Source organism: Actinoplanes sp. NPDC049598 (assembly GCF_040675435.1).
In the GTDB taxonomy this organism is placed as follows: domain Bacteria; phylum Actinomycetota; class Actinomycetes; order Mycobacteriales; family Micromonosporaceae; genus Actinoplanes.
Window position 1 is genome coordinate 21,115 of record NZ_JBFAOX010000019.1, and the last position, 11,676, is coordinate 32,790.

11 protein-coding genes are annotated in these 11,676 nt (G+C 71.8%); 7 read left to right on the top strand and 4 right to left on the bottom strand.

What is annotated here, in order from left to right:
- Positions 1 to 37 precede the first annotated feature (37 nt).
- Entirely contained in the window at positions 38 to 868 is an 831-nt protein-coding gene (locus AB0J66_RS34400) for an SDR family oxidoreductase (protein ID WP_364669788.1), read from the bottom strand.
- 100 nt (positions 869 to 968) lie between these two features.
- On the opposite strand from AB0J66_RS34400, the gene AB0J66_RS34405 reads away from it, so the two are divergent.
- The gene (locus tag AB0J66_RS34405) at positions 969 to 1,781 is read left to right on the top strand and encodes a helix-turn-helix transcriptional regulator (protein WP_364669791.1); all 813 of its coding nucleotides are present in this window, start codon (positions 969 to 971) and stop codon (positions 1,779 to 1,781) included.
- A 68-nt stretch (positions 1,782 to 1,849) separates the two neighbouring features.
- On the opposite strand, the gene AB0J66_RS34410 is transcribed toward AB0J66_RS34405, so the two are convergent.
- Complete coding sequence (locus tag AB0J66_RS34410; RefSeq protein ID WP_364669794.1) at positions 1,850 to 2,572, bottom strand: L-type lectin-domain containing protein; 723 nt, start codon at positions 2,570 to 2,572, stop codon at positions 1,850 to 1,852.
- Positions 2,573 to 2,746: 174 nt separating this feature from the next.
- Between AB0J66_RS34410 and AB0J66_RS34415 the strand changes: the two genes are divergently transcribed.
- Positions 2,747 to 3,586 carry an aldo/keto reductase gene (locus AB0J66_RS34415; protein WP_364669796.1) on the top strand — a complete coding sequence of 280 codons (840 nt, stop codon included), beginning with the start codon at positions 2,747 to 2,749 and terminating at the stop codon, positions 3,584 to 3,586.
- On the opposite strand, the gene AB0J66_RS34420 is transcribed toward AB0J66_RS34415, so the two are convergent.
- Positions 3,583 to 4,062, bottom strand: coding sequence for a MarR family transcriptional regulator (locus tag AB0J66_RS34420; RefSeq protein WP_364669798.1), 480 nt, complete (start codon positions 4,060 to 4,062; stop codon positions 3,583 to 3,585). The two genes, AB0J66_RS34415 and AB0J66_RS34420, sit on opposite strands and share 4 nt — an antisense overlap.
- 20 nt (positions 4,063 to 4,082) lie before the next feature.
- Here AB0J66_RS34420 and AB0J66_RS34425 point away from each other — a divergent pair, with 20 nt between their 5' ends.
- The 4 genes from AB0J66_RS34425 to AB0J66_RS34440 all read left to right on the top strand — a co-directional run bounded on the left by AB0J66_RS34425 (position 4,083) and on the right by AB0J66_RS34440 (position 10,000).
- Positions 4,083 to 4,346 carry a hypothetical protein gene (locus AB0J66_RS34425; RefSeq protein ID WP_364669801.1) on the top strand — a complete coding sequence of 88 codons (264 nt, stop codon included), beginning with the start codon at positions 4,083 to 4,085 and terminating at the stop codon, positions 4,344 to 4,346.
- 65 nt (positions 4,347 to 4,411) lie between these two features.
- Positions 4,412 to 5,263 (top strand): EamA family transporter, encoded by an 852-nt coding sequence (locus AB0J66_RS34430; RefSeq protein WP_364669804.1) that lies wholly within the window; start codon positions 4,412 to 4,414, stop codon positions 5,261 to 5,263.
- A gap of 125 nt (positions 5,264 to 5,388) precedes the next feature.
- The gene (locus AB0J66_RS34435) at positions 5,389 to 7,536 is read left to right on the top strand and encodes an acyltransferase family protein (RefSeq protein WP_364669807.1); all 2,148 of its coding nucleotides are present in this window, start codon (positions 5,389 to 5,391) and stop codon (positions 7,534 to 7,536) included.
- 148 nt (positions 7,537 to 7,684) lie between these two features.
- Positions 7,685 to 10,000, top strand: coding sequence for a hypothetical protein (locus AB0J66_RS34440; protein WP_364669810.1), 2,316 nt, complete (start codon positions 7,685 to 7,687; stop codon positions 9,998 to 10,000).
- On the opposite strand, the gene AB0J66_RS34445 is transcribed toward AB0J66_RS34440, so the two are convergent.
- Positions 9,976 to 10,776, bottom strand: a complete 801-nt coding sequence (locus AB0J66_RS34445) for an LLM class flavin-dependent oxidoreductase (RefSeq protein WP_364669813.1) — start codon at positions 10,774 to 10,776, stop codon at positions 9,976 to 9,978. The genes AB0J66_RS34440 and AB0J66_RS34445 overlap by 25 nt on opposite strands.
- A gap of 62 nt (positions 10,777 to 10,838) precedes the next feature.
- Between AB0J66_RS34445 and AB0J66_RS34450 the strand changes: the two genes are divergently transcribed.
- Positions 10,839 to 11,429, top strand: a complete 591-nt coding sequence (locus AB0J66_RS34450; RefSeq protein ID WP_364669816.1) for a TetR/AcrR family transcriptional regulator — start codon at positions 10,839 to 10,841, stop codon at positions 11,427 to 11,429.
- Positions 11,430 to 11,676: the final 247 nt, after the last annotated feature.

Below are 11,676 nucleotides of genomic sequence, written 5' to 3' on the forward strand. Positions count from 1 at the left end.
TTGATGCTCACCTCCGCCGATCGGTGGAGGCTGGGCCTCACTCCGCGTCGGTGGAGGCGGCCAGGGCCTCCTGCGGCTCGATCTGGGCGAGCCGCTCGCGCAGGGCGGTTGTCACGAAGCGGTACGCGTCGGAGCCGAGCACCAGGCGCAGCGGGGCCGGGCTCTGGTCGGCGCTGTCGATGATGCGGGCCGCCATCTTGGCCGGGTCGCCCAGCGGGGGCCGGCTGCGGTCCTTGGCGCCGCGGACCATGGCGGCCGGGGTGTCGTCGTAGGCGGCCAGCGGGGTGGCCAGCTGCAGACTGTCGAAGCGGAACTCGGTGCGCGCGCCGCCGGGCTCGACGATCGTCATCTCGATGCCGAACGGGGCCACGTCCTTGGCCGTGCCCTCGATGAAGCCTTCGATGCCCCACTTGCCGGCGTGGTAGAGCGACGCCCCCGGGTTGGTCGCCTGCCCGCCGTACGTCGAGATCTGGACGACCCGGCCGCCGCCCTGGGCCCGCAGGTGCGGCAGGGCCGCCCGGACCACGGCGATCGAGCCCAGCAGGTTGGTGTTGAGCTGGGCGACGACCTGCTCGTCGGTCAGTTCCTCGGCCGCGCCGAACAGCCCGTACCCGGCGTTGTTGACCACCACGTCGATCCGGCCCAGCTCGGCGAACGCGCGGTCGACGACGGCCCGTACGTTCGGCAGGTCGGTCACATCCAGGTTGGCCACCCAGAACTGCTCGCCGTACTTGTCCTTGAGGTCGTCGACCGAGCCGTCCCGGCGGACCGTGCCGGCGACCCGGTCGCCGCGGGAGAGCAGCTGCTCGGTCATCCGCCGGCCGAAACCGCTGTTGACCCCGGTGATGAACCACGTTTTCGTTGTCATGCCTCGACTGTGCGGCATCCGCGGCCGGCCTGGCAGACAGAGTTGTTCCTGGTAGCAGCGGGGACAGGCACGGCCGGGGCGGGCCGCCTACGGTGGGATCATGAGCAACGCGCTGGGTGATTTCCTGCGGGCCCGCCGGGAGCTGGTCACCCCGGCCGAGGTGGGCCTGCCGGGCGGTGGGCTGCGCCGGGTGCCGGGGCTGCGCCGCGAGGAGGTCGCGATGCTGGCCGGCATCAGCGCCGAGTACTACCTGCGGCTCGAGCAGGGCCGTGACCGGACGCCGTCCCGCCAGGTCGTGGAGGCGCTGGCCCGTGTGCTCCGGCTCGACGCGGAAGGCACCTCGTACCTCTCGGAACTGGCCCGGCCGAAAGGCCGCCGCCCGGCCAAGCGCCCGGCCGAAAGCGTCCCCGCCGGGCTGGAGATGCTGCTGGGCACGCTGAACGTGCCGGCCTTCGTGGTCAACCGCTACCGCGACGTGCTGGCCGCCAACCCGCTGGCGGCCGAGCTGTCGCCGCTGATGCGGCCCGGCGTCAACCGGCTGGTCGTGCTCTTCACCGACCCGGCAGCCCGGGCCTACCACCCCGACCTGGACGAGAACGTGGGCAACGTGGTCGCCCAGCTGCGGGCCGAGATGGGCGCCGACACCGACGACCCGCGCCTGCAGTCGCTCATCGGTGAGCTGTCGCTCAAGAGCGAGCAGTTCCGCAAGCTGTGGGCCCGGCACGACATCCACCGCGGCGGCAGCGACACCGGCGTCATCCACCACCCGCGGGTCGGCGAGATGCGGCTGCGCCGCGAGAAGCTGGCCGTCATCGGCAGCGACGGCCTGCAGCTGGTGATGTACCACGCCGAACCGGGCAGCCCGGCCGCCGACGCCCTCGCCCTGCTGCTCAGCGAGCTAGAACCGCGCTGAACAGCGCCCGCTCCCGGGCCCCCACGCCGGGCTCCGACGCTAGGAGCCGGGCGCGGGACCGGCATGAGTCACGCGACTGACAGACTCCAGTCGAGGATCTCCTGGGTCGAGGACGTGCTGCCGGTCGAGCCGGTGAAACCGGCCCAGGCCCGGTCGGCGCCGACCTCGGCGGCCAGGTCGACGGTCGTGTCGACGACCTGCTCACTGTCGACGTCGACGGTCAGGCGGTGGGCGCCGGCGTCGTAGGCCACCCGGACCTCGACCGGCGAGCCGAACAGCCGGGTGCTCAGCGGGGCCGCGGCCAGGTGGTAGTCCGGGTTGCCGCGCAGCACCACGGCGGCGTGGTTGGCGTCGGCGTCGCCGGCGTTGCGGAAGTCGTCCAGCTCGACGGCGACGCTCTGCCGGATGCCGCGGTAGCCGAGGCCGCCGCCCCAGCCGCCCAGCGCGCGCGGGCCCACACCCTGGACCAGGAAGGCCACGCCGTCGGCGCCGGGGGAGTTGCCGCGCAGGTGGACGCGGAACGAGGTCTCGAAGGAGCGGGTCAGGTCGATCTGCTCGCCGCCCCAGGCCGAGCCGGCCTGCCGGTAGCCGCCACCGGTCAGGCGCAGGACGGAGCTGGGCGAGTCGGCGGCGGACACGAAGCTCGCCGAGCCGTTGAGGCTGAAGTCGCTGAACGGGAACCCGCCGGCCGCGGCCTGGGCGGGCGAGGCGGCGGTGACCGCGGTGGCGAGGGACGCGGCGGCAGCCAGCAGACCGCCCATCACCCGCTTGCGATAGACAGACTGGGACATTGTTCGGTCCTCCAGATGAGCGATGAACGCGGGCTCACCGTAGGACGGGAATCCGGCTCATGTCCCCAAAACCGGGCAAAGTGTTTCGACCGCCACCACGCGGGAAGTCGGCGGTCATTTTGCCGTCCCCACCGGCATAGGGTGGGGGCCGTCGACTGACGTTGAGGAGCGCGAATGAGCGGCACCATCGAGCTGGGCGGCAAGACCGTGAACCGGCTCGGCTACGGGGCGATGCGGATCACCGGCCCCGGCATCTGGGGACCACCGGCCGACCACGACGAGGCGATCCGGGTGCTGCGCCGCTCGGTCGAACTCGGCGTGACGTTCATCGACACCGCCGACTCGTACGGGCCCGAGGTCTCGGAGAACCTGATCCGGGAGGCCCTGCACGACGGGACGGGCTACGGCGACGTGGTCATCGCGACCAAGGGTGGCTTCACCCGCACCGGGCCCGACGCGTGGGTCGCCCTGGGCCGGGCCGAGTACCTGCGGCAGTGCATGCAGCTGTCGCTGCGCCGCCTCGGCGTCGAACAGATCGACCTGTGGCAGCTGCACCGCATCGACCCGCGCACCCCGCGCGAGGAGCAGTTCGGCGTGCTGCGCTGGTTCCTCGACGAGGGCCTGGCCAAGCAGGTCGGCCTCTCCGAGGTGAGCGTCGAGGACGTCAAAGAGGCGCAGGCGTCCGGTGTGCCGGTCGCCTCGGTGCAGAACCGCTACAACCTGGGCGACCGCCGGGCCGAGGAGCTGCTCGACTACTGCGCCGGCCAGGGCATCGCCTTCATCCCGTGGGCCCCGGTCGACGCCGGCGCCCTGGCCCGCCCCGGCGGCCCGCTGGACAAGGTCGCGGCCGCCCACCCCGGCACGACCACCGGCCAGCTGGCCCTGGCCTGGCTGCTGCGCCGCTCCCCGGTCATGGTCCCGATCCCCGGCACCTCCTCGGTCGCCCACCTCGAGGAGAACATGGCGGCGGCCGCGATCGAGCTCACCGACGACGAGTACGACGCCCTGACCTAGGCGCGCCGGGCGGCGAACTTCCCGTCCGGGTCGAGGCGGGTCAGGATGGCGCCGGCGATCTCGCTGAGCTGGGTGATCTGCTCGGGGGTGAGGGCGTCGATCACGTACTCCCGGGCCGTGGCGACATGGCCCGGGGCGCTGTCCAGGACCTTGGCCGAGCCGGCGTCGGTGAGCCGGGCGTTGGTGGCCCGCCGGTCCTCGGGGCAGGGGAAACGCTCGACGAAGCCGCGCCCCTCGAGGCGCTGCACGACGTGTGAGAGGCGGGGGAGGGTGGCGTTGGTCATCTGGGCCAGCGCCGTCATCCGCAGCGTCTTCTTGTCGGCCTCGGAGAGCATCGCGAGCACGTAGTACTCGAAGTGGCCGAGGTCGGCGTCGCGGCGCAGCTGACTCTCCAGCACCCCGGGCAGCAGCTCCAGCACGGCGGCCAGGCGCACCCAGGCGGTCAGCTCGTCCGAGCTCAGCCATCGCGTGTCCATGCCCACATCCTCGCACCAAATTGGTTGTTGCTACAACTTTGGCCTTCTGCGACAGTTGTAGCAACAACCAATCAAACGGCGGCGAGCCCACGACGGTCCTGATCGCCGGGGACGACGCCGACGCCGAACAGCGGCTGGCCGGCATCGTGACCGCCGCCGGTCTGCGCGCCGTCGACGCCGGGGCCCTCAAGCGGGCCCGCGAGCTCGAGTCGCTCGGCTTCCTGCAGATCGGCCTGGCCGCCACCGAGAAGGTCTCCTGGACCGGGTTCGCCGTCGTCGCCTGATCTCCGGGAACCGGGGTGGTGCGGGTCTGTGCCACCTCGGAGCTGGGCGGGCTTAGCGTCGCGCCATGAAGTCGGCGCCGATGCTGGTGGTGATGTCGGTGGCGTCGGCGCAGTCGGGGTCCGCGGTTGCGCGCGGGCTCTTCGGGGAGCTCGGGCCGGCCGGGGTGCTGGTGTGGCGCATGGGTCTCGCCGCGCTGATTCTCGCGGTTCTCGTCCGGCCCGGCGTTCGGCGCTGGGCCGGGGCGGCCTGGCGGGCGGCGGTGCTGTTGGGGGTCTTCGCGGCCGGGTTGACGACCTTGTCGTACCTCGCCCTTGAGGTTGCCCCGCAGGGTGTGGTGGTGACGGCGTCGTTCGCCGGGCCGCTCGTGCTCGTCGTGGCTCAGACGCGGCGGGCGGTTGATCTGCTGTGGGCGGGGCTGGCCGGCGGCGGGGTGGTGCTGCTGGGGTTGCGTACGGGGACTGACGTGCCGCTCGCCGGGCTTCTGCTCGCGCTCGCGGCCGGAGTCTGCGGCGCGGGGTACATCGTCTTCAGCGCCCGGCTCGGCGACGCGCTGCCGGGGCTGGACGGGCTGGCGGTGTCGTTCGCGGTGGCCGCGCTGCTCGTGCTGCCCTTTGGCGCGCGCGGGGCCGTGCACGCATTCGGCGAACCGGGGTTGCTGGCCGGCGGGATCACCGTTGCGGTGCTGGCCGGCGTCGTTCCGTACGGCCTGGAACTGATGGCCCTGCGGTCGCTGCCGACCCGGGTCTTCGGGGTGCTGATGAGCCTGCAGCCGGCCGGGGCGGCGGTCGCCGGGCTGCTCATCCTGGGTCAGCGGCTGGGGCCGGGGCCGATCGTGGCGCTGGTGATGGTGAGCCTGGCCGGTTTCGGGATCACCCGTTCGGCGCGATCATCTGAACGTTCGGCCGATCGGAGATAGGTCCGAATTGGACCGTTTGGAGCCCTGGTGTGGTGGTGATCTCCCGGCCCGGGGCGACGAAACTGTGCGTCCGCTATGTATGGTGCCTCGCCAGATCTTTTACAGGAGAGCGGTAAGGGCACCACATGACGACGTCCGACACCCGGACCCGGCAGTCGATCCCCGGTCAGCGCGAGCCCCTCGACGGGGACGTCGCGGGCCCGAGCGCCGGTAAGCCGTCCGCGCACCCCGGGTTCCGGCCGGACATCGAGGGGCTGCGGGCCATCGCGGTCACCCTCGTCGTGCTGGGCCACGCCGGGTTGCCGTTCCTGGCCGGTGGCTATGTCGGCGTCGACGTGTTCTTCGTCATCTCGGGCTTCCTGATCACGACCCTGCTGCTCAAGGAACTGACCCGCAGCGGGCGGATCTCGCTCGCCCGCTTCTACGCCCGGCGCGCGGCCCGGCTGCTGCCCGCCTCCACCCTCGTGGTGGTGGCCACGCTGGTGGCCAGCTGGCTGTGGCTGCCCCCGAACCGGTTCAAGGGCATCACGCTGGACGCGTTGTTCAGCACGTTCTACGGCATCAACTACCGGCTGGCCGCGATCGGCACCGACTATCTGAACGCCTCGGCGCCGCCCTCGCCGCTGCAGCACCTCTGGTCGCTCGCCGTGGAGGAGCAGTTCTACCTGGTCTGGCCGCTGCTGCTGGGCGGGGTCTGGGCCTGGCGCAAGCGCCGCCGGCCCATCGCCATCGCGCTCGGCCTGGTCATCGTGGTCTCGCTGGCGGTCAGCGTCTACCAGAGCTCCAGTGCGGCCCCTTGGGCCTACTTCGGGGCCCACACCCGGGCGTACGAGCTTGGCATCGGCGCCCTGATCGCGCTGGCCGCCCGGTACTCGGCCCGGCTGCCGAAGGTGGCCGGGGGAGTGCTGGCCGGGCTGGGTCTGGCCGCCATCGTGGCCGCCGCGCTGCTGTACAACGACGACACGACCTTCCCCGGCTACGCCGCCCTGCTGCCGGTCCTGGGCACCGCCGCGGTGATCGCCGGTGGCACCACGGCGTCGATCCCGGTCCTGCGCAGCTGGCCGTTCCAGCAGGTCGGCAAGCTGTCGTACGCGTGGTACCTGTGGCACTGGCCGGTTCTGATGATCGGCCCGTCGGCGCTCGGCCTGAACGCCTCGACGAAGGTCAAGCTGGCCCTCGCGGCCGGGTCGCTCGTGCTCGCGTACCTCTCGTTCATCCTGGTCGAGAACCCCGTGCGCAACCGCGCCTGGATCAAGCTCAAGGCGTGGCGCGGTGTGGGTCTGGGGCTGGTCCTTTCCGGTTCGGCGGCCGCGCTGGCCCTGATCGCCTCGAACCTGACGCCGCCGCTGCCGACCGGCCCGGCCGCGGTCGACACGATCGGCGTGGTGGCCTCGTCGGCCGACCCGCAGAAGACCCTGACCGACCTGATCACCAAGGGCGTGGCCGAGAAGCGCGTCCCGTCGAACATGACGCCGACCGTGGAGAAGGCCCTGCCGGACGTGCCGCGGGTCTACCCGGACGGCTGCAGCGTCGGCTACTTCGAGGTCGAGCAGAAGAGCGCCTGCGTCTACGGCGATCCGAACGGCGCCAAATCGATCTACCTGATCGGCGACTCCCACGGCGCGCAGTGGTTCCCGGCCGTCGACGCCATTGCCAAGAAGCGGGGCGTGCGGTTCGTCTCGCTCACCAAGAGCGGCTGCCTGGCCCCGTCGGTGACCATCGCCAACAAGGTCCTCAAGCGCACGTACACCGAGTGCTCGACGTGGCGTTCCTGGGTCATCGCCAAGATCCAGCGGGACAAGCCGGACATGGTGATCATGGCCTCCAACGGCAGCGACGAGGGTGGTTTGGTCGACGCGGCCGGCAAGAAGGTGCCCGCCGCCGGGCCTGCCGACGACGCGCTGTGGGTGGCCGGCTGGCAGTCCACGTGGAAGCAGCTGGCGGCGCCCGGCCGCAAGCTGGTCGTCTTCCTGGACACCCCGTGGCCGTGGCGCAGCGCGCCCGACTGCGCCGCCGAGAACCCACGTGACCTGGTCAAGTGCGGCCGTCCGTCGAACAAGGCGTTCTACGAGCCGGCCCGCCGGGCGGCGGTGGCGGCCGCGGCCAAGAAGGCCGGCGCCACCGTGGTCGACCCGGCGCCCTGGTTCTGCGTGAAGGGCTTCTGCCCGGTCGTGGTGGGCAATGTGCTGGTCTACAAGGACTTCAGCCACATTTCCACCTATTACGCCCGGACCCTGGTGCCGCTGCTCGACCCGAAGATCCCCGCCCTCTGACCCGAAGCCTGTCCATAACCGACAACTAGGCCCTTCACAGGGTGTGGTGCTCTGCGGTTAGGATTCGCCGTCGGCGCACAGTACGAGACCCCCCAGGTGTAACCGTGAACCCCTCGCAATTTGCCCGCTTCGTTCCCGGAGCAGCGGTATGACGGCGTTGCTCCAGGAGCCGCCGGTCGCGACTCCGCAGACGGCGGGCAAGCCGCACGGCAACGTGCTGTGGCGGGTGGTGCCCTGGGCCGTCCCGTTCGTCGCGGCGGTGATCGTGCTGCTCAAGTACGACACCCCGGCCGGCCAGATCGCGATCTACGGGCTGTACTTCGCCCTGGCCGTCGTGCTGCCGGGCACCCTGGTGATGCGGGCGCTGTACGGCAGCCGGGGCAACTGGCCCGAGGACCTCGGTGTGGGCGCCGCGGCGGGCCTGGTCGTGCAGTTGATCGGGTGGGCGCTGGCCGCCGCGACCGGGGTCGAGCTGCTGCTGCCGATCTGGATCGGCCTGGTCGTGCTCGCCTTCCTGGCCGTGCCCAAGTTGTGGCGGCACTGGCGCGTCAGCAATCCCGACCCGCTGCCGCTGGCCTGGTCGTGGGGCATGGCGGCGGTGCTGCTGATCGTCGTTCTCTACGGGGCGAGCAACCTCCGCGGTACGCCCCTGCCGCCCGCGACGTTCCAGATCTATCAGGACATCTACTACCATCTCGCCCTGGTCCACGAGATGATGCGGACGATGCCGTTCCACGTGCCCCAGGTGGACGGCGAGATCCTGCGCTACCACTACCTGTCCGACTCCGACATCGCGTCGGCCAGCATGCTCACCGGCATCGACCCGGTCATGGTTTACCTGCGGCTCTGGATCATCCCGATCATCGCCGTCGGGGCCATGGTCTTCGCCGTGATGGCCCGCTCGGTCAGTGGCAAGTGGTGGACCGGCCCGGTGGCGGCCGCGGTAGGTTTCGGCGGGCGGGCCCTGACGCTGAACGGCCCGATCGCCCCGTTCGGCGGCGGCAACCCGTTCTCCATCCTGAGCCCCTCACAGACGTACGTCATCCCGCTCTTCGGCCTTTTCGGTCTGATCTGCGTCGAGGCGTTGCGGGGCAAGCAGCTGCGCTGGATGTGGGCCGCGCTCCCGGTGCTCGCCGTGGCCGTGGCCGGCTCCAAGTCCAGCGCCCTGCCGCCGCTGTTCGCCGGTGTCGGCCTGGCCGCGCTGGTCCTGCTCGTGCGGCGGCGGGCGATGCCGTGGATCGCGGCCGGCCTGCTCGGCTCGATCCTGTTCGGCGTGGTCGTCGGTCTCAAGCTGTTCGCCGGTGGCGGCGCCGGCACGCTGGCCCTGCAGCCGCTGGCGACACTGCGCTTCATGGACCCGTACGAGCGCACGCTCGGCACCCACGACGGCATCCTGCTCGGCGGGTTCCTGCCGCCGGGCGTGGCCAACGCCGACGGCAAGGGTGTGCTGTTCATCGTCTTCCTGCTCGTGTGGTGGGTGCTGGCGCAACTGCCCCGGCTGCTCGGCCTGTTCGTGCCGCTGCGCAACCGCGCCGAGGGCGAGCGCGGGCAGGACGTCGCGTACTGGATGATCGGCGGCGTCGTGGTGGCCGGCACGGCCGCGTTGTGGCTGTTCTGGCACCCGTCGGCCAGCCAGGGCTACTTCTTCAACGGCATCCTGCCGTTCGCCGCGGTGCTCACCGTCTGCGCGCTGGCCGACCACGCCGAGCGTTTCCGGCTCGCCGCGGCCGGCGCCGCCGCGGCCGCCGCGGTCGGGGTGCTGCTTCTGCCCAAGACGCCCTGGCCGGCCAAGAACACGTTCGTCGACTGGGGTCAGGCGCTGGGCGCGCCGTTCCTGATCGCCGCCGGCGCCGTCGTGCTGCTGAGCGCGATCGCGCTGGCCGTGTGGCGCAAACGCGCGCTGCTGGCCCTGCCGGCCGCGCTGATCGCCGCGGTCCTCGGAGCCAGCCTCGCCACCGGCGGCGACAACCTGGTCACCGCCCTGGACAACCCGATCCCGCCGGTGAAGGAAGCCAACGCCATCACCGACGCCGAGATGCGCGCCGCGCTGTGGCTCAACGACAACGCCGGCCAGGACGACCTGGTCGCCACCAACGTGCACTGCTTCCCGATCAAGTCGAAGAACGCGTGCAACTCCCGCGCGTTCTGGATCGCCGGCCTCGGCGGCCGCCGTACGCTCATCGAGAGCTGGGGATACTCGGACAGCGCGGTGGCCGCGCACGGCGTGAACGGCCTGCCGTACTCCTTCCAGCCCGCGCCGGACCTCGCGGCCTTCGACCTCAACGAGCGCGTGTTCGCCCAGGGCGCCGCGGCTGACGTGCAAAAGCTGCGGGACACGTACGGGGTGAAGTGGCTGTTCGCCGACACCCGGGCCGCCCCGGTCGCGCCGGCGCTGGCCCAGGCGGCCGACGTCCGTTACCGCGACGGGTCGGCCACCGTCTACGAGATCAGGCCCGGCGCCTGACCCACGAGCTCGACATCACGGGGCGTCAGCGGGCGGCCGCGGGTGATGACAACGACATGCTCCAGGCCGTACGACCGTAAGTCGGCGCAGCGGGCGGCGAAGGCTTCCGCCGGCTCGCCGTCCCGCAGCGCGGTCGCCACGGTCTTGGTGATGCCGGCGAAGTCGCGGCCGGCCGCCTCGCAGTGGCCGCGCAGCACGTCGAGCTTGCGCCGGATCGTGACCCCGCCGTCCGGGATGTCGAAGACGTTGCAGGCGTCGGCGTACTCGGCCACCAGCCGCAGCGTCCGCTTCTCCCCGGCGCCGCCGATCAGGATGGGCGGCCGCTTGATCGGTGCCGGGTGGGACAGCGGGCCGTCGCCGGCCCACGTGCTGATCGCCTCGCGCAGCGTCTGCTCGAGCAGGTCGAAGCGCTCGCCCATCGGCGGCAGCGGCAGCCCGGCCGCCTCGGCCTCGCCGGCTTCGTAACCGGCGCCCAGGCCCAGCCACGCCCGGCCCCCGGAGAGGACGTCGAGCGTGGTCACGGTCTTGATCAGCACGGACGGGGCGCGGAAGGTGACCGGGCTGACCATGGCCCCGAGCCGGATCCGGCTGGTCACCGCGGCCAGATGGTTGAGCACCGAATAGGCCTCGAGCATCGGATCGGTGGGCTTCGCGGCCGGGTCGGCCTGGATGAGGTGGTCGGCGACCCAGAGCGTGTGCAGGCCGCAGTCGTCGGCGGCGTGGCCGAGCCCCTTCAGGTCGACCGGATAGTTCGTGATGCTGACGCTGACGTCCATGTCGCCCTCCCCGTTTGTTAGAGTGACTCTAAACTTAGAGCGACTTGAAGAAAAGGGGCCGGATGGGTCTGCGCGAGGAGAAGAAGGAGCGCACCCGGCGCCAGATCGCCGACACGGCGTGGGTGCTCTTCGCCGACCGCGGCTTCGAGCAGGTGACGGTGGCCGAGGTCGCGGCCGAGGCCGGCGTTTCCGAGGCGACGGTGTTCAACTACTTCGCGTCCAAGGAGGACTTGTTCTTCGAGCGCCTCGATCGCTACGGCCTCTCGCTGGTCGACGGCGTGGCCTCCCGGCCGGCCGCCGAGAGCCCCCTGGCCGCCTTCCGCCGCCTGCTGCTGACCTCCGGCGGCCTGCTCGCCCGCCTCGACGAGGACCCACGCGCCCTGGACCGGCTGCGCACGATCAACCGCGTCATCGCCGGCAGCCCGTCCCTGCGCGCCCGGGAGCAGCTCTCCTTCGCCCGAATCGCCGAGACCCTGGCCGCGAGTCTCCCGGGCGACCCGGTGACCGCCCACGTCGTCGCCTACTCGCTGGTGGGCGTGCAACGCTCCCTGGTCCAGCACGTCCGCACCGCCATCCTGGCCGGCGAGATCCCGGACGACCTGGCCGCCCGCGCCGAGCAGGCCTTCACCCTGCTGGAACACGGCTTGGGCTAGCCCCGCTCACCCGGGCCCACTCCGTTGCGCGCGCCCGCTCACCCGCGCCCGCTCCATTGCGCGTGCCCGCTTACCCGCGCCCGCTCCATTGCGCGCGTCGCTTACCCCCGGATCTGGTCATTGCGGGCGTCGCTCATTGAGTCCGCCTCGCTTGCCAGGTCGGTCCCGTTGCGCGCGTCGCCCATCGTGGGCTGCTCCCTTGTGCGCGGCGGTCCGCTGGCTGGCCGACGCTGCGGGCAGGGGCGAG